Here is a 25,180-nt window from a genome sequence, read left to right as displayed (position 1 = left end):
GAGCANTTTACAAAACCGAACTTGTCCATCGCCAAGGCCCGTGGCGTAACATGCAGGATCTGGAAATGGCCACCCTCGGATGGGTCGATTGGTTCAACCACAGACGCCTGCTTGGCCCCATCGGAAACATCCCGCCAGCGGAGGCTGAGGAGAACTTCTATGCACAGCGCGACGTGCTCGATATGGTCGCGTGAAATGAAGCTATAGGTCTCCGGTGAAACCGGGACGATTCACAGTACTCGTGACGTGATAGCCCGGTGGCTTCAAAGAACCGGCCAAGCTCTTGTTCGGCGTGATCGCGCCCTAAGAGTTGCCAGAACTCGCTATTTGCCTGTTCGAGCATGCTAATGGTATTCACAACCTGTTCGCGTTCTGCTGGCGTTTGCGGCCCAAGAGACGCACGGCGTGCTCTCGCCTCGGCAAGTTGTTTGCTGAAGTAGTCAATGACTGCTGCCCGGAGTGTTGCGTGGTCCATGCGTACTTCTTGTAGTTGTTGCTTCAACACGAACCCGCAACTTGCGAGGTGTCGGGCCAACATGCCAGCCTCATGTGGGCATCGCGTCTTTAAAGACAGCCGAAAGGTCTTTCGGGTGGCATGATGGCCATATGGTGGCAGTGGCCAGCGGAAATAGAATATACCGTGTCGTGATTTGCTTAGATACGCATGTAGCTTCATTCTGTGTCACACCTGTGTGTTACACCACTCTAATGTTCAGCTATCATATTGAACTATAAGGAATTGGTGGAGCCTAGGGGGATCGAACCCCTGACCTCTTGCATGCCATGCAAGCGCTCTCCCAGCTGAGCTAAGGCCCCAATTCCATGGCCGCATTGGGCCGTGCGCCGCTCTCTAAGCAAAGCGGCGGGCGGGATCAAGTGGAAAATCCCGCCCTCCGATCATTAAAGATCGTTGTCGTCCGAGGCCACGTCGGCGATGTCGTCGAGCGACACATCCTCGTCCTCGTCATCCTCGAGCAGATCATCATCCAGCTCGACATCAACGTCATCATCATCCAGCAGATCCGCATCATCATCAAGGATGCTCCCTGCCTTCAGTTTCTTCGTTTCCGCATCTTCAGCGTCCGGAGCCATCGAGCGCGATTTGTGCGACGACAGTTCCACCACCTCGCCGGTGTAGGGACTGACGATCGGGTTCTTGTTCAGGTCGTAAAAGCGTTTGCCGGTTGTCGGGCAGATACGCTTGACGCCCCATTCTTCCTTGGGCATGGGTGATCCCCTTTGAATCTCTGGTCTTGTCGACGATCCGCGTCCCCTGCCATAACATTGAATGGCTGTCAAAGCCTTTGACGGTGACACCCGGACCCCGAGCAGGAGCGCATATGGGCCATCACACGCTGACGGGCAACCCCCCGGTTGCCCTGACTTTGCGCCACAGTGCGCGCGCGCGGCGCATTTCGCTGCGTGTGTCGGGGCTGGACGGGCGTGTGACCCTGACGATTCCGCGCGGTGTAAGCGAGGCAGAGGCTTTGGCCTTTGCCCGGTCGCGGGCTGATTGGCTGCGCGGTCATCTGGAGGGGCGACCGGGGCAGATGGCTGTGGGCATTGGCTGCGATCTTCCGGTTGAGGGCGAGATACTGCGAATCGTGCTGGGCAGTGGGCGGCGTGTTCAGCGCGCGCCGGGGCAACTTTGTGTGCCGGGGCCAGAAGAAAGCGCTGCGGCGCGTCTGGAAGGGTGGCTCAAAGCGCGGGCGCGGGATCGGCTGGCGGCGGCCTCGGATCATTACGCGGGCCTTTTGGGGCGGCGCTATACCCGGCTGACCCTGCGCGACACGCGGTCGCGGTGGGGGTCTTGTTCGGCCTCGGGGGCGCTGAGCTATTCTTGGCGGCTGATCCTCGCGCCGCCCGCTGTGTTGGATTATGTGGCGGCGCATGAGGTCGCGCATCTGGCGCAGATGAACCATTCGCCCGCGTTCTGGGCCGAAGTGGCGCGGCTGATGCCCGAGTATGAAACGCGGCGCGCCTGGCTTCGACGCGAAGGCGGGGCGTTGCACCGGTATCGTTTCGGCAATTGACCTAAGCGCAGTTTGTGATCACATGGGCGCATGCTTTTGCCGCCACGCCCCGATCCGTCTCCGTCTGCGCATGACCGCGTCTATCGCGGTCTGCGGTCGCGCATCATGCATGGCGAGATTGCTCCGGGGCAGGCACTGACCCTGCGGGGAATTGGCGCAGAGTTCGGCGTGTCGATGACGCCTGCGCGTGAGGCCGTGCGCCGTCTTTCGGCCGAGGGTGCGCTGACCATGTCCAGCTCTGGCCGCGTGTCTACGCCGGAACTCAACAGCGAACGGATCGAAGAGCTGGCGGCGCTGCGTGCGCTGATCGAGGTGGAACTGGCCAGTCGCGCGCTGCCGCGGGCGCATATCGCGCTGATTGACCGTCTCCAGAGCATCAACGCCCGCGTGTCTGAGGATATCGCCCGACAGGACGCGGTGGCCTATATCCGACGCAATCTGGAATTTCACCGCACGCTCTATCTGCGCGCCCAAGCGCCAGCCATGTTGGCGATGGCGGAAACCGTTTGGCTTCAGCTTGGTCCGACCATGCGGGCCCTCTATGGCCGCCTGCGGCGCAAAGACCCGCCGCATTATCACCGGTTGATCATCGCGGCCCTCAAGGCAGGGGATGAGCCGAGCCTGCGTCTCGCGGTGCGCTCGGATGTCACCCAAGGTCTGAAGATGCTGATCGGCTAAGGCGTCAGATCAGAAGCGTAGAGACCGCCACCAAAGCCAGAGCCGCGCCCCACGCCCGCCAGAGCGCGCCGCAGGCGGCTTCAATCTCTGCCGCGCCGATGTCACGTTGCCCGGTCGCGTTCACATAGGGAAACTCTTGGCGCGTGCCGTGGTAAGAGCGGGGGCCGGACAGGGCCACGCCCAAGGCCCGCGCCATCGCGGCCTCGGGCCATCCGGCATTGGGCGAGCGGTGTTGGCGCGCTTCGCGCGCGACCTGATCCCATTGCCACCAGAGCCCGTGAGTGGCGAGGATCAGCGCGGCCGTCAGGCGTGCGGGTGCCAGATTGAGCAGGTCGTCGAATCGCGCCGCCGCCCAGCCAAAGGCCTCATGTCGCGGTGTGCGATAGCCGATCATGCTGTCGGCGGTATTTGTGATCTTGTAGAGCATGAGCCCCGGCAGCCCCCCGATCAGCAACCAGAAGGCAGGTGCGATGACCCCGTCGCTGAGGTTTTCAGCGGCTGATTCGATGGCCCCGCGCGCCACATCCGAGGGCTGCATCGCCGCCGTGTCGCGCCCCACGATCTGTGCCACCGCGTGCCGCCCGTCGCCCAAAGAAATACGCAAGCCCCGCGCCACGGCTGCCACGTGATCCACAAGCGAGCGTTGCGCCAAAAGGATCGCGGCAACGATGACCTCGACCACAGGGCCAAGTTGCGCCAAGGCCCATCCGAGCCCTAGGGCCAAGACCCCGAGCCCGGTCATGGCCGCAATACCCCGCGCCCGCCGCGCCACGCCGCGGTTGAGCACCCGGTCGCACCAGCCCACCGCACGCCCCATCAGAACCGCCGGATGCGGCAGCCGATCCCAGAGCCAACGTGGTTCGCCCAAGGCTGCATCGAGCAGCATTGCCCATACAAGGATCACAGTGCCGCCTCGAGCCGTGCCCAGCCATCCGGCCCCGGCAGGCCCAGACGGATCAGATCCTCTGCATAGGGAAACACCCGGATGAGGATGCGGTGTTTCGCCAACCGCTCGTGCCACGCCTGCGCAGAGTTGACCCGGTATAGCCGGAACAGCGCACAGCCGCCGACCGCCTCGGCCCCGGCGCGCCACATCAGCGCGTCGAGGTGCGCGGCCTCTTCATTCAGGCGCACCCGCGTTTCGCGCGCCCAGTCGGGATCGTTGAGTGCCCTTGCCCCGATTTCCAGTGCCGGGCCAGAGATCGGCCATGGCCCAAGCATGTCGGCCAACTGATCCACCTCGGCGCGTGCGCCGATGGCGAAGCCAAGCCGCAGCCCCGCCAGACCCCAAAACTTGCCGAAGCTCTTGAGCACGATTGTGCCCGGTGTCGTCGCATGGCGCACCAGCGTGCGATCCGGGGCCACGTCGCAGAAACTCTCGTCGATCACCTTCAGGGGAGCGGTCAGATCTTGCGCCCCGTAGAACTGTCCCGTGGGATTGTTGGGATGCACGATCACCCGCGCGTCGATGGGCGCATCGGTTGTGCGGGTGTCGATCACCTGCCAGCCATGGGCGCGGAAACTCGCGGCATGTTCGTTATAGGTCGGGCCGGGGATATGCACCGAACCGGGCGCGCGCAGCCCCGGCAGGCGCGCGATCAGAGCAGAGGCACCGGGCGCGGCCAGCACCGCCGCCCCATCGGGCACCTGCCAAAATACCCGTGCGGCCGTGGTCAGCGCCTCTTGCGCGGCGCGGTCGGGCAGGGCGGTCCAAGCCTCGGGGGATGTGATCTCGACCGGGTAGGGCAGGGGGTTGATCCCTGTCGACAGGTCAAGCCAATCGGCCCGCGCCCCGCCATAGTCTGCCCGCGCCGCGTCAAGGCCGCCGCCATGATCCCGGTGCATGGTCCTCAGACCTCTGGTTCGGTGGGCAGAGGAGGGTGTCGGGTTACGAAATGCCCCTTTACCCCCTGCGGCCATTGTTTGTAGGGCACTTGACCTGTCGCGCTCTCGGCATGCAGCGCGGCATAAGCGACAATCGCTTCGGCGGCGTCACTTTCGGGGGTGAAATCGCCCAAGGTATAGGCCAGCTTGCCCGCGCTCTGAATGGCGACGTTACAGCCCTTGCCGCAGCCCATGAGACAGGCCACCCGGCGCGTGCGGACGTTGGGATGGCCTTCTGCCGCGCGCTCGACGAGGGCGGCAAGATCTTCGCCATGCGGGCGGCTGTGCGTGGCGGCGTCCCAATCCTCGCGTTTGCAGGTGTCGCAGATGGTGATCCAGGTTGTCATTTTGTGCCTTTCCTTGTCCGCTGGCCCGTTCAAGCGGAATTCCGCTGCCTTCGCAAGCATCCTGAGGGGGCCGCCTGCGTGACGTTGGACCGTCGCGCTCTGATAGAGCGCGGCACGAAGACGAACCGCGCGAGGCGCGACAGGTTTCCGCCGGATTGCGGCGCGACTGCAAAGCACCTTCACCCTGCGGTCCCGACAGGCTAGAAGGCGGCAACACGAAGGTCAGGAGAAAGCATGCCGAAACCCGTCGTCCTGTGCATCCTTGATGGTTGGGGGCTGAGCGACAGCCCCCATGCCAATGCGCCGCATCTGGCGCAGACGCCTGTTTTCGACCGGTTGATGGCCACGTGCCCCCATGCCACATTGATCACCCATGGCCCGGATGTGGGCCTGCCGCGCGGGCAGATGGGCAATTCCGAGGTGGGTCACACCAATATCGGCGCGGGGCGCGTTGTGGCGATGGATCTGGGCCAGATCGACCTGTCCATTGACGATGGATCCTTCTTTTCAAACACCGCCTTGCAGGGCTTTATTGCCAAGATGAAGGCGAGTGGCGGGCGCGCACATCTTCTGGGGCTGATGTCAGATGGCGGGGTGCATGGGCATCTCAATCACATCGCGGCGGCGGCGCGTGCCCTGACCGAAGCGGGCGTGCCGGTTCTGCTTCATGCCCTGACCGACGGGCGGGACGTGGCCCCGAAATCGGCGCGGGTGCAGTTGGAGGCCTTGCGCGACTTGATGCCGCCGGAGGTGCGTATCGCCACCGTCACGGGGCGCTACTTTGCCATGGACCGTGACAACCGTTGGTCGCGCGTTCAAGAAGCCTATGAGGCGATTGTTTCAGGGCGCGGCCTGCGCTGCCCCGATCCGCGGATGGCAATCACCAATGCCTATGCGCGGTCCGAGACCGACGAATTCATCACCGCGACGGTGATTGGCGATTACGCCGGCGCGCGAGATGGCGATGGTCTCTTTTGTCTCAACTTTCGCGCTGACCGCTCTCGCGAAATCCTGCAAGCTGTTGCCGATCCGGCCTTTGCCGCATTCGAGCGGGGAGAGTGTCCGCAGTGGGCGGCGCTGCTTGGGATGGTGGAATATTCCGAGGCGCATACTGCGTGGTTCGATACAGTTTTTCCCTCGCGCGACATCGTCAACACTCTTGCTGAATGGGTGGCGCAACACGGGCTTTGCCAGTTTCATCTGGCCGAGACCGAGAAGTATCCGCATGTGACCTTTTTCCTGAACGGGGGCAAAGAGCAACCGGAGCCGGGCGAGGATCGTTACATGGCCCCCTCGCCCAATGTCGCGACGTATGATCTCAAGCCCGAGATGTCCGCCGACGAGGTGACGACCCGGCTGGTCGCGGCGATCCGAGGGCGCTATGATCTGATCGTGGTGAACTACGCCAATCCCGATATGGTCGGCCATACCGGCGATCTCAAGGCGGCTATGGCAGCCTGCGAGGCTGTGGACCGAGGGCTTGGCAAAGTTGTCGCGGCGCTGGCAGAAGTGGGCGGCACGATGATTGTCACGGCGGATCACGGCAATTGCGAAGTGATGGTCGATCCTGAAACCGGCGGGCCGCATACCGCCCACACGCTCAACCCCGTTCCAGTGATCTTGTTGGGTGGGCCAGAGGGGGCGGGCCTGCGTGCGGGGGGGCGGTTGGCGGATCTCGCACCGACGGTGTTGCAGCTGATGGGGCTGCAACAACCGGTGGAAATGACCGGGGAGACCCTGCTGACATGAGGTTTTTGCCCACCTGTTGCGCTGTATTTCTGCTCTGTGGCACGCTTTCGCCCGCTTTGGCGCAGGACCCTGCGGCTGCAGCACGGGCGGCCAGTGAACAGCTCAGCCTAGCCGCCGAGGCCCTGGCTGAGGCAGAGGGCGCACAGAACCGGGTCAAGGCCCTGACCCAAGTGATTTCGGCCTATGAGGATGGGCTTGAGGCGATGCGCGACGGGCTGCGCCGGGCATCACTGCGCGAACAGTCACTTGGGGCCGAATTGCAGGCGCGCGAGGCCGAGATTGCGCAGTTGCTGGGCGTGCTCTCGGGCATGGGCAGTGCGCCGGTGCCGGTGCTGCTGATGCATCCATCGGGGCCGGTTGGCACGGCGCGGGCGGGTATGATCCTGTCCGAGGTTGCACCGGCGCTGGATGCGCGCGCGCTCGAACTGCGCGACAAGGTGCAGGAGTTGAGCGTGCTGCGTGTGCTTCAGCAAAGTGCGGCAGACAAGCTGCAAGAGGGGCTGGAAGGCGTGCAAGAGGCGCGCACCGCGCTCAGCACCGCCATGGCCGAGCGCACAGACCTGCCGCGCCGCTTCACCGAGGACCCGGTCAGGACCGCGTTGCTGATCGCCTCGACCGAGACGCTGGAGGGGTTCGCCAGTGGTCTCAGCGAGATTGCGGTAGATGAGGCACCCGGTAGCCTACCTGATATCACGGCGCGCAAAGGCGCGCTGCCGCTGCCTGCCGAAGGGGTGATCCTGCGCCGCGCGGGCGAGGCGGACGCCGCCGGGATTGCACGCCCCGGCATTCTATTGGCCACGCGCCCGCGCGCCCTTGTCACTTCGCCCAGTGCCGCGACCGTGCGCTATCGCGGTCCTTTGCTTGACTACGGAAATGTGATCATTCTGGAACCACAGGCGGGGATTTTGCTGGTGTTTGCGGGCCTTGATGTTGTTTATGGTCAGGCAGGGCAGGTCCTGCCGGGCGGTAGCCCAGTGGGGCTTATGGGGGGTGCGGGCACCGAAGGTGATCTGCTACTTGCCGCCAATGTGCAGGATACGGGTGCCAGACGCACGCAGACGCTCTATATTGAGGTGCGGCAAGACAATTCTCCAGTGGACCCGCTCACGTGGTTCAAGACCGATAAGGATGGTTGAGACATGAAAAAATTCCTGATGGCTGCCTCTGCCGGCATTTTGACCGGCGCCGTGGTAACGACACAGGTGGCCGCCCCGCTGTTGGCGCAGGAGGCCGAGACGACCAATAACGTCTACGAACAGCTTGATCTGTTTGGAGATATTTTTGAACGCATCCGCGCGCAATATGTCGAAGAGGTTGAAACCAAGGAGCTTATCGAGGCGGCGATCAACGGCATGTTGACCTCGCTTGATCCGCATTCCAGCTATCTCTCGCCCGATGATGCCGAGAACATGCAGGTGCAGACGCGTGGCGAATTCGGCGGTTTGGGGATCGAGGTCACGCAAGAGGATGGCTTCGTCAAGGTGGTCTCGCCCATGGATGGCACCCCGGCGGATCAGGCGGGTATCGAGGCGGGCGATTTTATCACCCATGTCGATGGGGCCAGCGTTTTGGGTCTGACGCTTGACGAGGCGGTGGATCTGATGCGCGGGCCGGTAGGTAGCGAGATCCTTATCACCGTGGTGCGCGAGGGGTCTCCGGAACCGTTTGACGTCTCGATCATCCGCGACACGATCAAACTGACGGCGGTGCGCGCGCGTGCCGAACAAGATGCGGTTGTTCTGCGCGTGACCACATTCAACGATCAAACCTATGCCAATCTTGCAAGTGGCCTTGCCGAAAAGATCGAGGAATTGGGTGGCGAAGATGAGGTGAGCGGCATCATCCTTGATCTGCGCAACAATCCGGGCGGCCTGCTTACGCAGGCGATCAAAGTTTCGGATGCGTTTCTGGACAAGGGCGAGATCGTAAGCACAAGAGGCCGCAACCCGCAGGACGGCGAGCGCTTTAATGCCACGCCCGGCGACCTGGCCAATGGCAAGCCGATCGTGGTTTTGATCAATGGCGGTTCTGCGAGCGCTTCAGAAATCGTGGCAGGTGCGTTGCAGGATCATCACCGGGCTATCGTTGTGGGCACCAAGAGCTTTGGCAAAGGCTCGGTGCAGACGGTCATGCCGCTGAGGGGGAACGGCGCAATGCGCTTGACCACGTCGCGGTATTACACGCCATCGGGCCGCTCTATTCAGGCGCTTGGTGTGAGCCCTGACATTCTTGTCGAGCAGCCGCCGCGCGCGCCGCAGACCGAGGAGGAAGAGACCACGAATCGTCCCGACCGCTCTGAGGCCGATCTTCGTGGACGACTGAACAATGACAGCTTGACCGAGGATGAGATCAAGCAGATCGAAGAAGATCGGGCACGGGCCGAACTGGCGGCCAAGCTGCGCGAAGATGATTATCAACTGGCCTATGCCATTGATATCCTGCGCGGTCTCTCGGTTATGGCTGGGGGCCAGCCGGAATAACCCCCTCGCTCAATTCCACGAAATCAAAGCCCCGTCCGCCCTGTGGGGGCGTGGTTTTCTGTTTGGGGGGGCGGCGGCTCTGCATCTGGCAGGGGGATAGTGCTGTCTTTTGCCCCAATCCCCACGGGCGGCGTTGCCACGAGATGGTGCCGAGAGCGCCACATCTCAGGCAAGCGGATTTGGCCCTACGACCACTCGTGCGAAGATCATCTAGCACACTTCAAGACGCATCGCATGGCGCGAGACGACTCAGGCCAAGTCTTTTGTTCGGATCACTGTGCCTTGGCGCGCTGCGGGTCCCAAGCGGCGAGGACATTGGAATTGTCGTCGCTGTCGTATTCGTACAGCGTCTGCTCGGTCACGCCGGGGATTTGGCCAAAGGCCTCGGCGGTTTTGCGCGGATACCAAGAGGTGGGAATCTGGCCGGGAAAAAGCTCTGCCAGAATGCGCGACGTGGCGAACGAGCATTGTGCCTGCGGCACCGGTCCGTTGGCCTTTACCAGTTGCAGCGCGCGTTCGGCCAATTCCGGCGAGACGTCGAGTTGCTGTATCTGCACCCGAAAGGTCTCGCGCGCATGGTAGCGGGTATAGACATCCTCGACCTGTGGATTGATCCCAAAGAGAACATCATTGCGCTCGGGTAGGTGCTTGGCCTTGTTGAAGGATCCCGCAGGATCAAAAATCACCCGCTGCGATCCGTTGACCATCAGCGAGGTATGCGCGCCAGAACCGTTACTATTGTTGATCATCGTATAAAGGGTCAGGCGCGGCGGGCCATCATGGCGATAGGCGGCGCGCGCCACCTCTTCATCCGGTGCCCAGACCGATTCCGCCGAACATCCCGCCAGCGTGAGAGAGGCGGCAAGCGCCAGAACCAATGACCGCATTACATACCCTCAGCGCGGGAGCCGAACCGCAAGATCAGCCGTTGACCGCAGCGATAAAGAGCAACAGGACGATGCAGGCGATGGCGACATATGTCACCCATTTGATGAACCCATCAAAGGTCTTTTCCTGAACGTCGATATTCATTTCACCATGCTTGTGCTCGGCCATGTTCTGCGTGTCCCTTGCTGACTTCCGTTCAAATTCCGCCGTTGGATAGCCCATTTGGCTGGGCCTGTCACCACCCAAGCTGTCGCGGTCTCAGGCTTTGTTAAGGTCTTGGGCGAGGCGGAATCCGATCCGGTTCGGCTCTGCTGTCTCGACCTGTTTCGGAAGGGCGCGCAGCATCACGCTAAGCTGTCCGACATGCTGGATCAGTTGCGTGCGCATACCCATCTGATCCTGTCCGTAAAACGTCAGGATGTCTGGCTCGAAATAGCCCATGCCTTCGATGCGGATCACGCCGCTATCGCTCCCGGCAAAGCCCATGGCCACCTCATGCGCCTCATCAAGTGTTTTCTCAAAGTTCTGGATATAGAGAATCAGGCGTTCATAGGCCCATTGCGCCGCGCTCTTGGTCTGGCCTGCGCCATTGGTCAGAGAGTTAGCGGCTGTTTCGATACAGGGCTGGTTCGGGTCGGAATGCACCTCATGCGCGCGGGGCATGGCGTCGGCCTCAACGGCGTCGGCGGTGGTGTGGATGGTCTGTTCCATGGGGCGGCCCCTTGTCAGAGATCCTTGATTTGCCAGAGCCACGCCTCGTCGGCGCGTCGCCAGCGGGTTACCTCACCAGCGTGCAGCAAGTGGTTGAGATGCGCAATGGCCTCGACCAGCGCCAGACCATAGGTGCCCCGGTCGATCTGGCGCTTGAAGAGCAGGGGGAAACACTCGGCGGCGGTGTGCGGCGTGCTGAGAAAATCGCGCAGCCGGTCGAGTGCGCCATGGTGATTGTCCCGCAATTGCCGCATGCGAAACGGCAGGCCGGTAAAGGGCAGTTTATGTCCGGGCAAGACGAGGTGATCGTCATGGGCATGGGCCGCCAGACGGTCGCAGGCTGCCAGCCAGTCGGCCAGCGGATCGGCCTCTGGCTCGGTCGGATAAACGCCGATATTGGGGCTGATACCGGGCAGGATTTGATCCCCGGCCAGAACCAGATTGCCGGTCCGCGACCACAGCGTGACATGTTCAGGGGCATGCCCCCCGCCCATCCGCACATCCCAATCATAGCCGCCTGCGCGGATCACACCCCCCTCTTGGATACGGGTATAGCCCACCGGGATGGGGGCGCAGATGTCTGAGAAATTATAGGGGCGCTCGGCCTTGCGGGCCTCGTATACGTCAGGGTCCATCCCGCCCGCCCGTGAAAAGGCGAGGGCCTGCGGCGTTGGGCTGTCCTCGACATCAAGGATCAGCATGCGCGCCATCAGCCAACTCGTGCGCGAGGCCCAAAGCTCTGCGCCGAAACGCTCCATCAACCAGCCCGCCATGCCGATATGGTCGGGATGATGATGGGTCAGGATCACGCGGCGCACCGGGCGGCCTTGGAGCGGACCGGCGAGCATATCCTCCCAAAGGGCCACGCTGCGCTTGGAATGAATGCCGGTGTCAACGATGGTCCAGCTTTCGCCCTCATCCAGCGCGTAGATATTGACGTGATCCAACACCATCGGCAACGGCAGGCGCAGCCAAAGGACACCGGGCGCCACTTCGGTCGCAGACCCACTTGGGGGGGGCGTGTCCCAGGGCGTAGCTATGACCGTTCCCCCATGCATCAGGCTGCGAAATCCTCGGGCGTGAGGGCGTAAAGATCGGTTGCTCCTTGGGTGGCATGGGCCAAGAGACCGGCGTGTTCCGGCAATAGCCGCGTGATATAGAAACGCGCCAGACGCGTGCGCGGGCCGTCGCCCGCTTCGGTCAAGGCGGCCTTGAGGTGGAAATGCCCGCCCAAGACCCTTGCAAAGCCGCGCAGGAACGGGGCCGCCCCGGCAAATCGCTGGTTCAGGTCTTGGTGACCAAGCATCCAGTCCACTGCCTCGCGCAGGCTCTCTGCGGCCTGCCAGACGGGTTCTGCCAGTTCGGGCAGGCTGGCGCGGGCGGCCTCGGCCTGTGCCTCGATCTCGTCGAGCAGGGCATAGGCCGCCTCGCCGCCATCCATCAGCTTGCGCGCCGCGAGGTCCATCGCCTGAATACCGTTGGTGCCCTCGTAGATCGCGGTGACGCGCACATCGCGGGAATATTGCGCGGCACCGGTTTCTTCGATGAAGCCCATGCCGCCATGCACCTGCACCCCCATTTCGGCAACTGCAATGCCGGTATCGGTGCCAAATGCCTTGGCAATCGGGGTAAGAAACGCTGCGCGTGCCGCCCAATGGGGCTTGTCTGTGGCGGTCTGCATGTCGATGGCCTGCGCGCAGGCAAGGGCAATGGCACGGGCGGCAAAAATGTCGGCCTTCATCGTGGCCAGCATCCGGCGCACATCGGCATGCTCGATAATGCTGCCCGACCCACCTTGAACCGGCGTGCGACCCTGTTTGCGATCCATCGCATAGGCGAGCGCGTGTTGATAGGCACCTTCGGCAACGCCGATGCCCTGACCACCCACCCCAAGTCGGGCGTTGTTCATCATGGTGAACATGGCGCGCATGCCGTCATGCGCTTCGCCCACCAACCATCCGATCGCGCCGTCATATTGCATCACCGCCGTCGGGCTGCCGTGCAGGCCCATCTTGTGCTCAAGGCTGACCACCTTGAGGCTGTTTTGCTTGCCCGGAGCGCCGTTTTCGTCTGGAATGAACTTGGGCACCAGAAAAAGGCTGATGCCTTTGGTTCCCGGCACGCCATCGGGCAGACGCGCAAGCACGAGGTGGCAGACGTTTTCGGTAAAGTCGTTGTCGCCCCACGAGATGTAAATCTTTTGCCCAGTCACGGCATAGGTGCCGTCGCCTATCGGTTCGGCCTTGGAGCGGAGCGCACCCACATCCGATCCGGCCTGCGGTTCGGTCAGGTTCATGGTTCCCGCCCACGCGCCGCTGACCAGCTTGGGCAGGTAGGTGGCCTTGAGATGGTCGGAGGCGTGATGTTCCAGCGCCTCGATCTGGCCTTGGGTCATCAGCGGGTTGAGTTGCAGCGAGAGGCAGGCAGAAGACATCATCTCGTTTACGGCGGTCGTCACCGTCAACGGCAGGCCCATGCCGCCATGATCGGGATGCGCGCTGATCGACACCCAGCCGCCATCGGCAATCGCGCGGTAGCCATCGGCGTAGCCGGGCGAGGTGCGCACCACCCCATTCTCCAGCTTGGCAGGATGCAGATCACCACTGCGTTGCAGGGGATAGAGCACTTCTTCGCACAGGCGCGCAGCCTCAGAGAGAATCGCGGCGGTCATGTCGGGCGTTGCTTCGGCGAAACGGTCGGTGTCGACGACATGGGAGAGACCAACAATGTGATCGAACAGAAAGCGATACTCATCAACCGGGGCGCGATAGGGCATGTTCCGTTTTCCTTTTCATCTCGTCGGCGTCGCTTGGCATCCGTCACGAAGGCCTGTAGTGATCCGGCCTTGATTGTCAGATTAGCCTAAGGTTCGGCGGCGGCAACCGAAACGCGGCGTCAGGTCAGGGGACGTATATGCCAAATGCAACCGAAATATTGCAAGCGGACCTCGCCGGATTTGCGACGGCCTCTGCGATTTGGTCTGCCGGTGGGCTTGTCGCCTTTCCGACCGAGACGGTCTATGGGTTGGGTGCCGATGCGCGCGACGATAGGGCTGTGGCGCGGATATTCGAGGCCAAGGGGCGCCCCCGGTTCAATCCGCTGATCGTGCATGTCGAAAGTGACGATGCGGCCCGGCGCTATGTCACTTGGTCGGATGCGGCGGAAATCCTTGCTTCGGCCTTCTGGCCCGGTCCGTTGACCCTTGTATTGCCGCTGCGCGCCGATGCCGGCCTTTCGCCTCTTGTGACGGCAGAGCTGCCGACATTGGCGATTCGCGTGCCTGAGCATCCCGTCGCGCGTGGCCTGCTGAGCACGTTCGGCGGTCCGGTCGCGGCACCCTCGGCCAATCCTTCGGGGCGGATCAGCCCGACCACGGCCGCGCATGTGCTGGCGGGGTTGTCTGGGCGGATCGAAGGGGTGATTGAGGGCGGTGCCTGTGCCGTTGGCGTGGAATCGACCATTGTGGGTCTTGCAGGCGAACCCTGCCTGTTGCGGCCCGGTGGCGTGCCGGTCGAGGCGATCGAGGCCGCGTTGGGTATGCCCTTGGCACGTCACGTTGCGGGTGATCCGCTGGTCGCACCGGGACAGCTGCAATCGCATTACGCGCCCGGTGCGCCGGTGCGCCTCAATGCCCAAGATCGGCGGGCGGGCGAGCTTTTACTTGGGTTTGGTGCGGTGGACGCCGACATGAACCTCTCGCCCTCGGGTGATCTGATCGAGGCGGCGGCCAATCTTTTTGGGCATCTTCACGCGCTTGATGCCCGAGACGCGCCGATTGCGGTTTCTCCGATTCCAGAGGTGGGACTGGGGCGCGCCATCAATGACCGCTTGCGCCGTGCGGCGGCCCCGCGCGGCGCGTGATCTCTAACGTGAGGTCAGATCAGCCCTTGGGCAGATAGGGAATCGAGCCTGCGGCATCGGTATCGTCGATCACCCAGAAATGCCCTTCGCTGCCCGCTTGCCGGGCCTTCGCCAGTGGTGCGTAATCGGGATCATGCGCAAAGGCGCGAGCGGCCTCAGCCGAGGGGAACGCGATCAGGGCGATCAGCGTGGTGTCTGGTGCCGCGCCTTCCAGCGTCTCGATATTGGCACTGCGTGACAGATAGCGCCCGCCATGTTTGGCAGCGATATCATGGGTGAGGGCCGCGTAGTCAGGGACCCAGGCGTCATCGGTGATTTTGACCTGCGCGATAAGATAGGCTGGCATGTGCTTTCTCCTGATGTGACGGGCCACCATCCCCCACGGCCCAAATGCCCGCAAACCCTAACACGCCCGGCGCGGGGGCAGGGCGTTTTGACGCTCCTACTTAGGTCGCAGCCGCGCCGGGCGGAGGCCATTGTAAAATTTTTCCGGGTGCCGCGAATTTTCCTCTTGCAGCCGCGCGCCAGAGTTTATAGATCACGCCTCACCCAAGGATGCGGGCGTAGCTCAGGGGTAGAGCATAACCTTGCCAAGGTTAGGGTCGGGCGTTCGAATCGCCTCGCCCGCTCCAAATTTCCTTAAAATTAAAGAAATTTGGAGCGATCCGCCGGGGGGATCGGGACAATCCGCGCTTGAGGCTTGGCCTGCGCCACGGGGCGCAGTATAGAGCCACCAAAGCTTGACGGAGGCCCCATGCGCAGCGCCACACTCACCCGGAAAACGGCCGAGACCGACATCAGCGTCGAGATCAATCTCGACGGCAGCGGTCGTTATGACAATCAGACCGGCGTGGGGTTCTTTGATCACATGCTGGATCAACTCGCGCGGCATTCGCTGGTCGACATGACCGTGCGATGTGCAGGCGATCTGCATATCGACGATCACCACACGGTCGAGGATGTGGGCATCGCCCTTGGACAGGCGCTGAGCCAAGCGCTTGGGGACAAGCGTGGCATCCGGCGCTACGGGGCCTGTCTCTTGCCGATGGATGATGCGCTCGTGCGGGCTGCGCTTGATTTGTCGGGGCGGCCCTATCTGGTATGGAACATGAACCTGCCCACGGCCAAAATCGGCACCTTCGACACTGAATTGGTGCGCGAATTCTTTCAGGCGCTCAGCACCCATGGCGGGATTACCCTGCATGTCGATGCGCTGCACGGGATCAACAGTCACCATATGGCCGAGGCGGCGTTCAAGGCGGTGGCCCGTGCCCTGCGCGAAGCGGTCGAGACCGACCCACGCAAGGCGGATGCGATTCCCTCGACCAAGGGCAGCCTGTAACCCATGACCACCGTCATTGTTGACTACGAGAGCGGCAATCTGCACTCGGCCCAAAAGGCGTTCGAGCGTATGGCGCAAGAGACAGGGGCCGGGGCCGTGATCGTGACCTCTGACCCTGATGTGATCCGCGCGGCGACGCGGATCGTGCTGCCGGGGGATGGGGCCTTTCCGGCCTGTCGGCGCGCGCTCTATGACCATCGCGGCGTGTTCGAGGCCATTGAAGAGGCGGTGATCACCCATGCGCGCCCCTTTATGGGGATTTGCATCGGTATGCAGATGCTGGCCACGCGCGGGCTTGAATATGAGGAAACCGCCGGCTTCGACTGGATCCGCGGAACGGTTGAGGCAATCGCCCCCTCAGACCCGGCGCTGAAGGTGCCGCATATGGGCTGGAATGATCTGGTCATCGACAACCCGCATCCGATTTTTGACGGGATCAGCACCGGCGATCATGCCTATTTCGTGCATTCCTATCAGTTCCGGGTCGAGGACCCCGCGCATTTGCTGGCGCATGTCGACTATGCCGGGGCCATCACGGCCGTGGTCGGGCGCGATACGATTGTGGGCACGCAGTTTCACCCAGAGAAAAGCCAGCGAACCGGCCTGCGCATGATTGCGAACTTCCTGCGCTGGAAACCTTGAATGGCGCAGGCATTGCCCCCGCTGCAACCGCTTCTGGACGAGATCACCGAAGTTGCCCGCGCCTTTGAGAACCGGGGCAAGGTGGCGGATTACATCCCGGAGTTGGCAGGCGTCGATCCAGACCAATTCGGCATCGCCATTGCGCGCCCCGGTCAGCCGACGGTGATGGCGGGCGATGCGCAGGTGCCATTTTCGATTCAGTCCGTGTCCAAGGTATTCATGCTGGCCTTGGCACTTGGCAAGCTGGGTGACCGGCTTTGGTCGCGCGTCGGGCGCGAGCCGTCGGGGCATTCGTTTGACTCGATGCTGCTTTTGGAGTTGGAAAAGGGTTATCCGCGCAATCCGTTCATCAACGCAGGCGCAATTGTGACCACCGATGCGGTGCTGCAAGGGGCAACCCCGCGCGAGACCCTTGGCGCGCTTTTGCGGTTCATTCGCGCGGCGGCGGGGGATGAGGCGATCCATATCAACGAGCGCGTCGCACGTTCTGAAATCGCCACGGGCCACCGCAATTTTGCCCTCGCGCATTACCTTCTGTCGCATGGCAATCTGAAAAATCCGCCAGAGTTGACACTTGGCACGTATTTCCATCAATGCGCGGTCGAGATGACTTGCGCGCAATTGGCCAATGCCGGACTTTTTCTGGTGGGCGGGGCAGGGGCACCACGGTTGGTGTCACAGGCCCGAATCCGCCGTATCAACGCGCTGATGATGACCTGCGGCCACTATGACGGATCGGGCGACTACGCCTTCCGCGCGGGGCTGCCGGGCAAGAGCGGGGTGGGGGGCGGTATTCTGTCCGTGGTGCCGGGTGTCGCGGCGATTGCGGTCTGGTCGCCGGGCCTTAATCACTATGGCAATTCCAAGCTGGGCACCGAGGCGATGGAGCAGCTGGCCGCACGCACGGGATGGTCGGTATTCGGGCCGACATGATCGGGACAGATGCGCCGCATCTGCCCCAAGTCGGGCCTTGTGGCCGTTACTTGACCTTTTGCCAGGTGCCGCCATCGCGGCAGATGCCCAGAACGCAGCCGCTGACCGAGAGCGTATCCCCCGAGAGTTGTAGCTTGGAATTATAGGTCTTGTCACGGTCGGGCGAATAGACCTTGCCCTTGTATTCCCCGCCGCCGGTGGGGGCCGTTTCGGAAATGATCTTGCGGCCGATATTCTTGCTCTGCATTTCCTTGCCGGCTTCATCGAAGGATTTGACCAGCGTGCCGCAGAGTTTTGCGCCGCAAGGGGCGACCTCGATCAGGCCAGAATGGCCGTTGTCATCCTTGGCGGTGCGCCATGTGCCCAAGAGCGGCTCTGCCATCGCCATTCCGGCACCCAACGTGAATACCGCTGTCATCATCACGAGTTTACGCATGTCTGATCCTCCCTGACATCCGCGAAAACCCTGTGCCACGGCTGCGGGACAAATCAAGTCTGACGTCGGGTCGCGTTGCATTTCCCGCCTGTGCATGCCAAATCGCACGAACATTACAGATGAAAGGCCCGGCGCAATGATCCTCTACCCTGCTATCGATCTCAAGGACGGCAAGGCCGTGCGTCTTTTGCGGGGCGATATGGGCGCTGCCACGGTGTTCAACGAAGATCCGGCGGCACAGGCGTTGGAATTTGTCGCGGCGGGCTGCGAGTGGCTGCATCTCGTGGACCTCAACGGCGCTTTTGCCGGGGTTCCGGTCAATGCGGCCCCGGTTGAGGCGATTCTTGCGCGGTGCAAGGTCCCTGCACAACTGGGCGGCGGAATTCGCGATATGGCCACCATCGAAGCCTGGCTCGACAAGGGGTTGGCGCGGGTCATTCTGGGGACTGTGGCGGTAGAGAACCCCACCCTCGTGCGCGAAGCGGCGCGCGCCTTTCCGGGGCATGTGGCGGTCGGCATCGACGCGCGGAATGGCCGGGTGGCAACCAAGGGATGGGCCACAGAGACCGATGTTGACGCAACAGATTTGGCGAAATCCTTTGAGGATGCCGGGGTGTCTGCACTCATTTACACGGACATCAACCGTGATGGGGCCATGCAGGGGCCCAATATCGAGGCGACAGCGGCCTTGGCCCGGGCGGTCAATATTCCGGTGATTGCTTCGGGGGGGGTGTCGTCGCTGGATGATCTGATCGCCTTGCGCGATTGCGGCGTTGCGCTTGATGGGGCGATTTCGGGCCGCGCGCTTTATGATGGGGCGCTCGACCTTGGGGCGGCCTTGGCCACGCTCAGGGGCTGAGCGCAGCCAGAGCGGTTGCCTACTGCCCTGCCGCTGCAGCCGTCAGCTTGCCAAGCGCGCCGGTCATCATCTTGATATACGCGGCGTCATCGTTGATGGTCGTGTCATCGAACGTATCCTCGGGGTCATGATAGGCGAGCCATGTCTCGCCTGCGGCGTTTTGATAAACCAGCACTTTCAGCGGCAGGAAAAGCCCTGCTACCGGGTCATCCTGCATCGCCGCCGTGCCCATTTTCGGGTTGCCGAAGATCAAGAGCTGAGAGGGATCAAGCGCGAGGTCCACAGAGGCCGCGCCCGCTGCGTGATCGACCCGGGCAAAGACCGTGGCCCCGGCCCCCGTTACAGCAGCCTCAAGCCGGTCCATGGTGGTGGCAACATCGCTGGTGGATTTCACCTTGATGATATCATCGTTACTGGCAAGGGCGGGCAGGGCGGTCAGGGTCATCGCGGCGGCGACAAGAAAACGCTTCATGGTAAACTCCTTCAATTGCAACGCTAATATGGGTCTTATCCTCTGGCATGTTAACTGATTTGCCCATAAACAACGGCGTGAAATTCCTGTAACAGCGGTAATATGCTCAAGACCCGTATCATCCCCTGTCTCGATGTCGCCGATGGCCGTGTGGTCAAGGGCGTAAACTTTGTCGATTTGCGGGATGCGGGCGACCCGGTCGATGCGGCGCGCGCCTATGATGCGGCGGGGGCGGATGAGCTGTGTTTCCTCGATATCCACGCCACGCATGAGAATCGCGGCACCATGTTCGACGTGGTGCGTCGCACCGCCGAGGCCTGTTATATCCCGCTGACCGTCGGCGGTGGTGTTCGGAGCGCGCAGGATGTGCGCGCGCTTTTGCTGGCGGGGGCGGACAAGGTCAGCTTCAATTCCGCCGCAGTGGCCGATCCTGATGTTGTGGCGCGCGCCGCCGATCAGTTTGGCAGCCAGTGCATTGTAGTGGCCATCGACGCCAAGACCGTAAGCCCCGGCAAATGGGAGATTTTCACCCATGGCGGGCGCAAACCTACAGGCATTGACGCTGTGGAATTTGCCCGTCTTGTCGCGGCCAAAGGGGCAGGGGAAATCTTGCTGACCTCAATGGACCGCGATGGCACGCGCGCCGGGTTCAACCTGCCGCTCACGCGGGCGATTGCCGATGCGGTGGATATTCCCGTGATCGCAAGTGGCGGTGTGGGCACGCTTGATCATCTGGTAGAGGGCGTCACAGAGGGGCATGCCTCGGCGGTGCTTGCCGCCTCGATCTTTCACTTCGGCACCTACACGATTGCCGAGGCCAAGGCACATATGGCTGCCGCAGGCATTCCCATGAGGCTGGCGGCATGACCCTCGACGATCTCGCCTGTATCATCGCCGCGCGCGCTGCCGCCGATCCCGAAAGCAGTTGGACCGCCAAACTCTTGGCCAAAGGCCCGGAAAAATGCGCCGAGAAATTCGGCGAAGAGGCCATTGAGGCGATCATTGAAGCGGTCAAAGGCGACCGCGCGCGTCTGACCTCTGAGGCGGCGGATGTGCTCTTTCACTTGCTGGTGATGCTGCAATCGCGCGACGTCGCCCTATCTGATGTCATGGCTGAACTTGCCCGTCGTCAGGGCACCTCTGGCCTTGCAGAAAAAGCCTCCCGCTCGAAAGACTGAGACATGATCCGCCATATTGTATTCTTTTCCGCCACCAACCCGGACGATATCGACCGTATTCGCACAGGCCTGATGATGCTGGCGCAGATACCGCATTCGTCGCATTTCGAAGTGGGGCGCAATCTTCAAAGCGATGTGATCGCGGGCGCTCAGGTGGATCTGGTGGTCTATGCAGAATTCGCGGATGAGGCGGCCCTTGCCGCGTATAAGGCCGATCCGATCTATGCCGATTGTATCGCCCTTGTCCGCCCCCTGCGCGAGTTGCGCATTGCTGCGGATTTCAAATCAGACTAACGGCCAAACTGGCCCATATCCCCCGGCACACTCGGGGAGAGTTGAGGTGCCGGGGGAGGGACGGGGCGTCCTTTAAAGGTTGCCGCGTGACATCTCACCTGCGATGTGATCCGCCTGCCGGATGGCCAATGCCACGATCGTCAGCGTCGGATTTTCTGCCGCGCCAGTGGTGAATTGCGAGCCATCCGAGACGAAGAGGTTGGGAATGTCATGGGTTTGACCCCATTTGTTCACCACCCCGTCGCGTGGATTTTCCGACATGCGGTTGGTCCCAAGATTATGGGTCGAGGGGTAAGGCGGCGTCGGGAAGGTGCGGGTGGCCCCGACCGCCTCATAGACCGCAGCACCTTGTTTGTAGGCGTGGTTGCGCATTGCGATGTCATTGGGGTGATCGGAGAAATGCACGTTTGCCACCGGCAAGCCCCATTGATCCTTGACGTCATGGTTGAGGGTGACGCGGTTGGTTTCCTGCGGCATATCCTCGCCGACGATCCACATCCCCGCCATGTTCTCGTATGCGTCGAGGGCGGTGGTGAATTCGCGGCCCCAAGATCCCGGATCGAGGAACGCTGCCATGAAGGGCAAGCCTAGGGCCAGCGTTTCCAGCTCGTAGCCACCGACGAAGCCACGCGAAGGATCGTGGCGCGATTCGTCCTGAATGATGCCTGCCATGGTCGTGCCGCGCCACATCTTCACCGGCTTGTCGAACACGCCGTAGACCGATCCTGTCATGTGGCGCATGTAGTTGCGCCCCACCTGACCCGAGGAATTGGCCAGCCCATCGGGGAACATCGACGAGGCGGAATTCAAGAGCAGGCGCGGAGATTCGAACGAGTTGCCTGCGACGCAAACGGCACGCGCCTTTTGCATCTGAAGATTGCCCGCTTCGTCGAAATACTCGACACCCGTCACCTTGCCGCTGTCATCATGCAGGATGCGCGCGACATGCGCCTTCGAGCGCACCTCGAGATTGCCAGTGGCCTCGCCGCGCGGAATATCGGTATAGGCTGCGGACCATTTCGCACCCCATTTGCAGCCCTGAAAGCAAAACCCTGTCTGCTGGCAGGCCATGCGCCCGTCATATTCCTCAGAGTTGATGGCCATGCGGCCGGTGTGCACTTCCTTATAGCCAAGCGCCTTGGCGCCTGCCTCGAACACTTTGTAGTTATTGTTGCCGGGCAGTCCGGCCAGATTGTTGGTTTGGGTCACGCCCAGCTTTTTTTCGGCCAGATCATACCAAGGTTCCATTTCGGCCCCGTCGATGGGCCAGTCGAGCAGGTTTGCCCCTTGCACCGGTCCGTAATTGGTCTTGGCCTTCCATTCATGGTCCTGAAAGCGGATCGAAGCCCCGGCCCAATGGGTCGTGGTGCCGCCAACGGCCTTGACGATCCAAGCGGGCAGGCCGGAAAAATCCTTGGCCACGCGCCAGTCGCCCGACGTCGTGCGGGGGTCAAGCCATGCCAGTTGGCCGAAACTTTCCCATTCGTCGTTGATGTAATCCTCGGGCAGATAGCGCCCGCCCGCCTCAAGCGCCACAACGGACACGCCGCGTTGCGCCAGTTCGTTGGACAGCACACCGCCGCCCGCGCCAGTGCCGATGACGACGATCACAGAGTCGTCGTTAAAATCAAAAGGTGCAGCCATAGTCTTTCCTCCCTAGATGGCTATGGCCTAAAGCCAGTTGATGTCGTCAAAGCCGCGGTTGATGTAACCGCCTTGGCTGAAGGACTCGCCCTCATAGCCAAAGAGCGGCCAAACCGCCTTTTGATTATACAAGCCTGTCACCAGCCCTCCCCGGATCTGTTGAAAGAACGCGCTGTCCTCAACGCTGCGCAGAATGTCGACGCGGTCGCGCTCCCAGCCGATGCTCAGGTAATCGGCGTGGCCTTTGCCCTGTGCCACCGCGTTGAGGCCCGCGATGCCAGCCTCAATGGCGTCGGCGGCCTCGGCCGTGTCATAGCCTTTGACCGCGATGGCATAGTATTCATCGGCGAGATGGTCATGCGGGTAGATATCGCGTGCCATCTGGATGAGGGTCGCCATTGTCTCGGGCTTGAGCGCCTGTGTTTCGAGTGCCCAGGCCGCGTCTGTGCTGGCGACAAAGCCAGCGCCCACGACAAAGCTTGCGCCCGCCGCGATCGAGCGCGACAGCAATTCGCGCCGGTTAAGCCCCTTGCGGGGTTTGGTCTCAGTCATTGGTTCTCCTCCCATATGATGAATGCGCGCGCCCCCGTGAGGACGCGCGCTTGTTGTCATTTGAAACGCCCGCCGCGTTCCAAAACTTCAATTTCATAGCCGTCAGGATCGGCGACAAAGAAGAACTTGCCCACAAGTTTTCCGTCGGGGGCGAATTCCACCATCTTGCGGGGGTTGAGCCCCTCGGCCTCGAAACGTGCATGCTCTGCGGCGAGGTCCTCGACCAGAACAGCCAGATGGCCATAGCCATCGCCGCGGTCATAGGGCTCTGTTCGGCCTTTGTTGATGGTCAGTTCCACCTCGAATGGGCTTTCGTCATTCGACATGTAGACGAGGGTGAATTTCTCGAAATCCAGCCGGTCGGCAACACTTAGGCCAAAGGCCCGGGAATAGAAATCGACCGACCGCGCCTCGTCGAGAACGCGAATCATGCTGTGAATGGCTTTGGCCATCATGCCCTCCGAATACTGTATTTGGTCTGGAAAAGTTACCAAAGCAGGGGGAGGGTAGGTAGTATGGGGATACTACGCCGAATTTTGTCTTATTCAGCCGCCATCTGCCGCGCTTCGCCTTCCAGCGGGTTCTCGCGGTGGACGAGGCAAGTGCAGCGCAGGAGCGAGGTGAAATTCGCAGGTTCACCGTGCAGTTCCAGCACTTCGGAATGCAATTTCGAGACAAATCCGGGCGTCGTCAGGCCTTCGCTTTCGGCGATTTCATCTAGGATGCCCCAGAAGGATTTTTCCAAGCGGATGCTTGTGCTTTGTCCATTCAGGCGCATGCGGCGCGTTATCAGGGCATAACGGTCGGGGTCTTGTCCGGCAAAAATTCGGCACATCATCAGGTCCTCCCTCATCCGGGTCGCTGCAGGGACGCTCGCGGCGCGGATCTCAGTACGTTTTAGAATGATGGACGATTTTTACCAGCAGGGGAAGCCTTCTGCGCCGCCCCAGCCCGCAGAGCTGATCGTCTGGATAGTGTCAGAGCAGCGCGTGGCCGATATTGGCCAGCGCGCTCAGGATCAGCATGGCAAAGGTCAGCACCATTCCGGCGCTGCGCATCGGCATGATTTCCGGTGTGCGGCCAAAGCCAGCAGCATGCAGAAGCCGCCCCAAGAGAAGCATCAGCCCCAGAACATGCACGACCCACCCCGGCGCGCCCTGAACCTCGGTCAGGGCCAAAAGGATCAGGCCGAGCGGCGCGTATTCCGCGCAATTTGCCTGCACCCGGATACGGCGGACCAACAATTCCTTGCCGCCATCGCCGATGGAAACATTTGTTTTGAACCGTGCGGTGATCACTAACACGCTGAGCAGCACAAAAAGCAGGCCGATAAGGCCCGCGTAGAGAGAGGTGATTGTAAGGGTCATTCGGATACCGTTCGGTCAGGAATAAGTTGCGGACAGGGTGGCGGGCAGGGTGAAATCCTCGGTGTGCACGATGACGCCCGTCTCGGTCAGCAGCAAGAGGCCATAGGCGCCCGGCTCGTCAATCGAGAGGCTCGTATCTTGGGCGTCAAGGCTCATGGGCATCTGGTGGCAGGGGCTCTTGAGGATGGCGGTGGGGATGCCGCCTGCCGACCCCTGCACTGTGCGGTGAATGTGGCCTGACATGATTTGTACCACGTTGTCCGCCGCCGAAAGGCGCGCAATCAACTCGTCGCGGTTGCGTAGGCCGATGGCATCCATCCCGGCAAAGCCCGTGTCGATGGGCGGGTGATGGGTGAAGACGATGACCGGGCGCGGGCCCGCCTCGTTTAAACGCTGGTCCAACCAGTCAAGCCGCGCGGGGCAGAGCCAGCCCGAGTGCAGGTCTGGCGCCGCTTCATCCAACGTGTCGAGACAGATCAGCCGATATGCACCGATGTCGGCGGTGTGCTGGATATGCCCGCTGTCCATCTGCGTTGTCTCGGGAAAGGCGGTTAGAAAAGCGGCGCGGCGGTCGTGATTGCCCAGCATCAGGCTGACGGGCAGGGGGCAGTCGGCCAATGCCTCGCGCAGGCGGGCGTATTCCTCGGGCGCGGCGCGGTGGGTCAGATCACCGCATAGCACGATGCGGGCGGCATCCGGGTGTCGCGTCAACGCATGCGCAAGCCCTTGGGTGAAACGCGCAAAGGGATCAAGGCCGATGATCGTCTGGCCCTGAGCGACGATATGAACATCGGTGAAAACGAGGATCTTGTGCATGGCGCGGCCTGTCA

31 protein-coding genes, 2 tRNA genes and 1 pseudogene are annotated in these 25,180 nt (G+C 62.0%); 15 read left to right on the top strand and 19 right to left on the bottom strand.

The window, feature by feature from the left end; translation table 11 throughout:
- Positions 1–6: 6 nt before the first annotated feature.
- A pseudogene (locus GC127_RS21120) lies at positions 7–194 on the top strand (IS3 family transposase); the annotation flags it as partial.
- Between the two features lie 546 nt (positions 195–740).
- On the opposite strand, the gene GC127_RS21115 reads toward GC127_RS21120, so the two are convergent.
- Positions 741–816: transfer RNA gene (locus tag GC127_RS21115), tRNA-Ala, on the bottom strand.
- An 84-nt stretch (positions 817–900) separates the two neighbouring features.
- Positions 901–1,227: a TIGR02300 family protein gene (locus GC127_RS21110; protein ID WP_008280342.1), complete on the bottom strand. Its 327-nt coding sequence runs from the start codon at positions 1,225–1,227 to the stop codon at positions 901–903.
- 113 nt (positions 1,228–1,340) lie between these two features.
- Here GC127_RS21110 and GC127_RS21105 point away from each other — a divergent pair, with 113 nt between their 5' ends.
- Together GC127_RS21105 and GC127_RS21100 are read left to right on the top strand one after the other, a co-directional pair.
- Positions 1,341–2,033 carry a M48 family metallopeptidase gene (locus GC127_RS21105; RefSeq protein WP_151979511.1) on the top strand — a complete coding sequence of 231 codons (693 nt, stop codon included), beginning with the start codon at positions 1,341–1,343 and terminating at the stop codon, positions 2,031–2,033.
- A gap of 30 nt (positions 2,034–2,063) precedes the next feature.
- Positions 2,064–2,711, top strand: coding sequence for a GntR family transcriptional regulator (locus GC127_RS21100; RefSeq protein WP_008280340.1), 648 nt, complete (start codon positions 2,064–2,066; stop codon positions 2,709–2,711).
- A gap of 4 nt (positions 2,712–2,715) precedes the next feature.
- Here the strand turns inward: GC127_RS21100 and cbiB are convergent, their stop codons facing one another.
- The 3 genes from cbiB to GC127_RS21085 are packed head-to-tail and all read right to left on the bottom strand — an operon-like array spanning position 2,716 to position 4,942.
- Entirely contained in the window at positions 2,716–3,597 is an 882-nt protein-coding gene (gene cbiB, locus GC127_RS21095; RefSeq protein WP_254700259.1) for an adenosylcobinamide-phosphate synthase CbiB, read from the bottom strand.
- Between the two features lie 14 nt (positions 3,598–3,611).
- Positions 3,612–4,556: a threonine-phosphate decarboxylase CobD gene (gene cobD / locus GC127_RS21090; RefSeq protein ID WP_151979509.1), complete on the bottom strand. Its 945-nt coding sequence runs from the start codon at positions 4,554–4,556 to the stop codon at positions 3,612–3,614.
- 5 nt (positions 4,557–4,561) lie between these two features.
- The gene (locus GC127_RS21085; protein ID WP_199861298.1) at positions 4,562–4,942 is read right to left on the bottom strand and encodes a DUF1636 domain-containing protein; all 381 of its coding nucleotides are present in this window, start codon (positions 4,940–4,942) and stop codon (positions 4,562–4,564) included.
- A gap of 234 nt (positions 4,943–5,176) precedes the next feature.
- Between GC127_RS21085 and gpmI the strand changes: the two genes are divergently transcribed.
- The 3 genes from gpmI to GC127_RS21070 are packed head-to-tail and all read left to right on the top strand — an operon-like array spanning position 5,177 to position 9,171.
- Complete coding sequence (gene gpmI / locus GC127_RS21080) at positions 5,177–6,691, top strand: 2,3-bisphosphoglycerate-independent phosphoglycerate mutase (RefSeq protein ID WP_151992570.1); 1,515 nt, start codon at positions 5,177–5,179, stop codon at positions 6,689–6,691.
- Positions 6,688–7,827 carry a murein hydrolase activator EnvC gene (locus tag GC127_RS21075; RefSeq protein WP_008282591.1) on the top strand — a complete coding sequence of 380 codons (1,140 nt, stop codon included), beginning with the start codon at positions 6,688–6,690 and terminating at the stop codon, positions 7,825–7,827. Before gpmI ends, GC127_RS21075 begins: the two co-directional genes overlap by 4 nt.
- 3 nt (positions 7,828–7,830) lie before the next feature.
- Positions 7,831–9,171, top strand: a complete 1,341-nt coding sequence (locus GC127_RS21070; protein ID WP_008282590.1) for a S41 family peptidase — start codon at positions 7,831–7,833, stop codon at positions 9,169–9,171.
- Positions 9,172–9,443: 272 nt separating this feature from the next.
- Here the strand turns inward: GC127_RS21070 and GC127_RS21065 are convergent, their stop codons facing one another.
- From GC127_RS21065 to GC127_RS21045, 5 genes are all read right to left on the bottom strand, one after another.
- Positions 9,444–10,058 (bottom strand): hypothetical protein, encoded by a 615-nt coding sequence (locus GC127_RS21065; RefSeq protein ID WP_151979507.1) that lies wholly within the window; start codon positions 10,056–10,058, stop codon positions 9,444–9,446.
- Positions 10,059–10,092: 34 nt separating this feature from the next.
- Positions 10,093–10,227, bottom strand: coding sequence for an aa3-type cytochrome c oxidase subunit IV (locus GC127_RS21060; protein WP_008282588.1), 135 nt, complete (start codon positions 10,225–10,227; stop codon positions 10,093–10,095).
- Between the two features lie 90 nt (positions 10,228–10,317).
- Positions 10,318–10,770 carry a hypothetical protein gene (locus tag GC127_RS21055; RefSeq protein ID WP_008282587.1) on the bottom strand — a complete coding sequence of 151 codons (453 nt, stop codon included), beginning with the start codon at positions 10,768–10,770 and terminating at the stop codon, positions 10,318–10,320.
- A gap of 14 nt (positions 10,771–10,784) precedes the next feature.
- On the bottom strand, positions 10,785–11,828 hold the full coding sequence (locus tag GC127_RS21050) for an MBL fold metallo-hydrolase (protein WP_151979506.1): 1,044 nt from the start codon (positions 11,826–11,828) through the stop codon (positions 10,785–10,787).
- Positions 11,828–13,546 (bottom strand): acyl-CoA dehydrogenase, encoded by a 1,719-nt coding sequence (locus tag GC127_RS21045; RefSeq protein WP_151979505.1) that lies wholly within the window; start codon positions 13,544–13,546, stop codon positions 11,828–11,830. Before GC127_RS21045 ends, GC127_RS21050 begins: the two co-directional genes overlap by 1 nt.
- A gap of 137 nt (positions 13,547–13,683) precedes the next feature.
- Between GC127_RS21045 and GC127_RS21040 the strand changes: the two genes are divergently transcribed.
- The gene (locus tag GC127_RS21040; RefSeq protein WP_151979504.1) at positions 13,684–14,631 is read left to right on the top strand and encodes an L-threonylcarbamoyladenylate synthase; all 948 of its coding nucleotides are present in this window, start codon (positions 13,684–13,686) and stop codon (positions 14,629–14,631) included.
- Positions 14,632–14,650: 19 nt separating this feature from the next.
- Here the strand turns inward: GC127_RS21040 and GC127_RS21035 are convergent, their stop codons facing one another.
- On the bottom strand, positions 14,651–14,977 hold the full coding sequence (locus GC127_RS21035) for a DUF1330 domain-containing protein (RefSeq protein ID WP_008282583.1): 327 nt from the start codon (positions 14,975–14,977) through the stop codon (positions 14,651–14,653).
- Between the two features lie 211 nt (positions 14,978–15,188).
- Here GC127_RS21035 and GC127_RS21030 point away from each other — a divergent pair.
- The 4 genes from GC127_RS21030 to GC127_RS21015 all read left to right on the top strand — a co-directional run bounded on the left by GC127_RS21030 (position 15,189) and on the right by GC127_RS21015 (position 17,548).
- Positions 15,189–15,263, top strand: a tRNA-Gly gene (locus GC127_RS21030).
- 122 nt (positions 15,264–15,385) lie between these two features.
- Positions 15,386–15,973: an imidazoleglycerol-phosphate dehydratase HisB gene (gene hisB, locus GC127_RS21025; protein ID WP_151979503.1), complete on the top strand. Its 588-nt coding sequence runs from the start codon at positions 15,386–15,388 to the stop codon at positions 15,971–15,973.
- Positions 15,974–15,976: 3 nt separating this feature from the next.
- On the top strand, positions 15,977–16,615 hold the full coding sequence (hisH, locus tag GC127_RS21020; protein WP_151979502.1) for an imidazole glycerol phosphate synthase subunit HisH: 639 nt from the start codon (positions 15,977–15,979) through the stop codon (positions 16,613–16,615).
- Complete coding sequence (locus tag GC127_RS21015; RefSeq protein WP_151979501.1) at positions 16,616–17,548, top strand: glutaminase; 933 nt, start codon at positions 16,616–16,618, stop codon at positions 17,546–17,548.
- 46 nt (positions 17,549–17,594) lie between these two features.
- On the opposite strand, the gene GC127_RS21010 is transcribed toward GC127_RS21015, so the two are convergent.
- Positions 17,595–17,984 (bottom strand): DUF2147 domain-containing protein, encoded by a 390-nt coding sequence (locus GC127_RS21010; protein WP_008282579.1) that lies wholly within the window; start codon positions 17,982–17,984, stop codon positions 17,595–17,597.
- Between the two features lie 136 nt (positions 17,985–18,120).
- On the opposite strand from GC127_RS21010, the gene hisA reads away from it, so the two are divergent.
- Positions 18,121–18,843, top strand: coding sequence for a 1-(5-phosphoribosyl)-5-[(5-phosphoribosylamino)methylideneamino]imidazole-4-carboxamide isomerase (gene hisA / locus GC127_RS21005; protein ID WP_081506552.1), 723 nt, complete (start codon positions 18,121–18,123; stop codon positions 18,841–18,843).
- Between the two features lie 19 nt (positions 18,844–18,862).
- On the opposite strand, the gene GC127_RS21000 is transcribed toward hisA, so the two are convergent.
- Complete coding sequence (locus tag GC127_RS21000) at positions 18,863–19,315, bottom strand: DUF302 domain-containing protein (RefSeq protein WP_151979500.1); 453 nt, start codon at positions 19,313–19,315, stop codon at positions 18,863–18,865.
- Between the two features lie 102 nt (positions 19,316–19,417).
- Between GC127_RS21000 and hisF the strand changes: the two genes are divergently transcribed.
- Genes hisF through GC127_RS20985 form a run of 3 tightly spaced genes read left to right on the top strand, consistent with a single transcriptional unit; the run spans position 19,418 to position 20,787 of the window.
- Entirely contained in the window at positions 19,418–20,182 is a 765-nt protein-coding gene (gene hisF / locus GC127_RS20995; protein WP_151979499.1) for an imidazole glycerol phosphate synthase subunit HisF, read from the top strand.
- Complete coding sequence (locus GC127_RS20990; RefSeq protein WP_151979498.1) at positions 20,179–20,493, top strand: phosphoribosyl-ATP diphosphatase; 315 nt, start codon at positions 20,179–20,181, stop codon at positions 20,491–20,493. Before hisF ends, GC127_RS20990 begins: the two co-directional genes overlap by 4 nt.
- A 3-nt stretch (positions 20,494–20,496) precedes the next feature.
- Positions 20,497–20,787 carry a Dabb family protein gene (locus GC127_RS20985; protein WP_008282574.1) on the top strand — a complete coding sequence of 97 codons (291 nt, stop codon included), beginning with the start codon at positions 20,497–20,499 and terminating at the stop codon, positions 20,785–20,787.
- A 72-nt stretch (positions 20,788–20,859) separates the two neighbouring features.
- Here GC127_RS20985 and GC127_RS20980 read toward each other — a convergent pair whose 3' ends face one another.
- From GC127_RS20980 to GC127_RS20955, 6 genes are all read right to left on the bottom strand, one after another.
- Positions 20,860–22,431 carry a GMC family oxidoreductase gene (locus GC127_RS20980; RefSeq protein WP_008282573.1) on the bottom strand — a complete coding sequence of 524 codons (1,572 nt, stop codon included), beginning with the start codon at positions 22,429–22,431 and terminating at the stop codon, positions 20,860–20,862.
- Positions 22,432–22,458: 27 nt separating this feature from the next.
- A complete protein-coding gene (locus tag GC127_RS20975) occupies positions 22,459–22,983 on the bottom strand; it encodes a Twin-arginine translocation pathway signal (protein WP_081506547.1) in 525 nt (174 codons plus the stop codon).
- A gap of 56 nt (positions 22,984–23,039) precedes the next feature.
- The gene (locus GC127_RS20970) at positions 23,040–23,435 is read right to left on the bottom strand and encodes a VOC family protein (RefSeq protein ID WP_008282571.1); all 396 of its coding nucleotides are present in this window, start codon (positions 23,433–23,435) and stop codon (positions 23,040–23,042) included.
- Positions 23,436–23,524: 89 nt separating this feature from the next.
- Positions 23,525–23,818, bottom strand: a complete 294-nt coding sequence (locus tag GC127_RS20965; protein WP_199861333.1) for a ribbon-helix-helix domain-containing protein — start codon at positions 23,816–23,818, stop codon at positions 23,525–23,527.
- Positions 23,819–23,960: 142 nt separating this feature from the next.
- Complete coding sequence (locus tag GC127_RS20960) at positions 23,961–24,350, bottom strand: MAPEG family protein (RefSeq protein WP_008282569.1); 390 nt, start codon at positions 24,348–24,350, stop codon at positions 23,961–23,963.
- Positions 24,351–24,365: 15 nt separating this feature from the next.
- Positions 24,366–25,166 carry a phosphodiesterase gene (locus GC127_RS20955; protein ID WP_081506545.1) on the bottom strand — a complete coding sequence of 267 codons (801 nt, stop codon included), beginning with the start codon at positions 25,164–25,166 and terminating at the stop codon, positions 24,366–24,368.
- Between the last annotated feature and the right edge of the window lie 14 nt (positions 25,167–25,180).

Source organism: Roseovarius sp. EC-HK134 (genome assembly GCF_902498815.1).
GTDB lineage: Bacteria > Pseudomonadota > Alphaproteobacteria > Rhodobacterales > Rhodobacteraceae > Roseovarius > Roseovarius mucosus_A.
Note: the sequence above shows the minus strand (reverse complement) of the source record. Positions and strands in the feature narration are given on the sequence as shown.

Coding starts and splice junctions, on each gene's coding strand:
- hisH (WP_151979502.1), top strand. CDS start 15,977: ATGACCACCGTCATTGTTGACTACGAGAGCGGCAATCTGCACTCGGCC.
- GC127_RS20955 (WP_081506545.1), bottom strand. CDS start 25,166: ATGCACAAGATCCTCGTTTTCACCGATGTTCATATCGTCGCTCAGGGC.
- GC127_RS21075 (WP_008282591.1), top strand. CDS start 6,688: ATGAGGTTTTTGCCCACCTGTTGCGCTGTATTTCTGCTCTGTGGCACG.
- GC127_RS21060 (WP_008282588.1), bottom strand. CDS start 10,227: ATGGCCGAGCACAAGCATGGTGAAATGAATATCGACGTTCAGGAAAAG.
- GC127_RS21015 (WP_151979501.1), top strand. CDS start 16,616: ATGGCGCAGGCATTGCCCCCGCTGCAACCGCTTCTGGACGAGATCACC.
- cbiB (WP_254700259.1), bottom strand. CDS start 3,597: ATGCTGCTCGATGCAGCCTTGGGCGAACCACGTTGGCTCTGGGATCGG.
- GC127_RS20970 (WP_008282571.1), bottom strand. CDS start 23,435: ATGGCCAAAGCCATTCACAGCATGATTCGCGTTCTCGACGAGGCGCGG.
- GC127_RS21000 (WP_151979500.1), bottom strand. CDS start 19,315: ATGAAGCGTTTTCTTGTCGCCGCCGCGATGACCCTGACCGCCCTGCCC.
- gpmI (WP_151992570.1), top strand. CDS start 5,177: ATGCCGAAACCCGTCGTCCTGTGCATCCTTGATGGTTGGGGGCTGAGC.
- GC127_RS21045 (WP_151979505.1), bottom strand. CDS start 13,546: ATGCCCTATCGCGCCCCGGTTGATGAGTATCGCTTTCTGTTCGATCAC.
- GC127_RS21110 (WP_008280342.1), bottom strand. CDS start 1,227: ATGCCCAAGGAAGAATGGGGCGTCAAGCGTATCTGCCCGACAACCGGC.
- GC127_RS20990 (WP_151979498.1), top strand. CDS start 20,179: ATGACCCTCGACGATCTCGCCTGTATCATCGCCGCGCGCGCTGCCGCC.
- cobD (WP_151979509.1), bottom strand. CDS start 4,556: ATGCACCGGGATCATGGCGGCGGCCTTGACGCGGCGCGGGCAGACTAT.
- hisA (WP_081506552.1), top strand. CDS start 18,121: ATGATCCTCTACCCTGCTATCGATCTCAAGGACGGCAAGGCCGTGCGT.
- GC127_RS21055 (WP_008282587.1), bottom strand. CDS start 10,770: ATGGAACAGACCATCCACACCACCGCCGACGCCGTTGAGGCCGACGCC.
- GC127_RS20975 (WP_081506547.1), bottom strand. CDS start 22,983: ATGACTGAGACCAAACCCCGCAAGGGGCTTAACCGGCGCGAATTGCTG.
- GC127_RS21035 (WP_008282583.1), bottom strand. CDS start 14,977: ATGCCAGCCTATCTTATCGCGCAGGTCAAAATCACCGATGACGCCTGG.
- GC127_RS21065 (WP_151979507.1), bottom strand. CDS start 10,058: ATGCGGTCATTGGTTCTGGCGCTTGCCGCCTCTCTCACGCTGGCGGGA.
- GC127_RS21050 (WP_151979506.1), bottom strand. CDS start 11,828: ATGCATGGGGGAACGGTCATAGCTACGCCCTGGGACACGCCCCCCCCA.
- GC127_RS21010 (WP_008282579.1), bottom strand. CDS start 17,984: ATGCGTAAACTCGTGATGATGACAGCGGTATTCACGTTGGGTGCCGGA.
- hisB (WP_151979503.1), top strand. CDS start 15,386: ATGCGCAGCGCCACACTCACCCGGAAAACGGCCGAGACCGACATCAGC.
- GC127_RS21040 (WP_151979504.1), top strand. CDS start 13,684: ATGCCAAATGCAACCGAAATATTGCAAGCGGACCTCGCCGGATTTGCG.
- GC127_RS21085 (WP_199861298.1), bottom strand. CDS start 4,942: ATGACAACCTGGATCACCATCTGCGACACCTGCAAACGCGAGGATTGG.
- hisF (WP_151979499.1), top strand. CDS start 19,418: ATGCTCAAGACCCGTATCATCCCCTGTCTCGATGTCGCCGATGGCCGT.
- GC127_RS20965 (WP_199861333.1), bottom strand. CDS start 23,818: ATGTGCCGAATTTTTGCCGGACAAGACCCCGACCGTTATGCCCTGATA.
- GC127_RS20980 (WP_008282573.1), bottom strand. CDS start 22,431: ATGGCTGCACCTTTTGATTTTAACGACGACTCTGTGATCGTCGTCATC.
- GC127_RS20985 (WP_008282574.1), top strand. CDS start 20,497: ATGATCCGCCATATTGTATTCTTTTCCGCCACCAACCCGGACGATATC.
- GC127_RS21100 (WP_008280340.1), top strand. CDS start 2,064: ATGCTTTTGCCGCCACGCCCCGATCCGTCTCCGTCTGCGCATGACCGC.
- GC127_RS21105 (WP_151979511.1), top strand. CDS start 1,341: ATGGGCCATCACACGCTGACGGGCAACCCCCCGGTTGCCCTGACTTTG.
- GC127_RS21070 (WP_008282590.1), top strand. CDS start 7,831: ATGAAAAAATTCCTGATGGCTGCCTCTGCCGGCATTTTGACCGGCGCC.
- GC127_RS20960 (WP_008282569.1), bottom strand. CDS start 24,350: ATGACCCTTACAATCACCTCTCTCTACGCGGGCCTTATCGGCCTGCTT.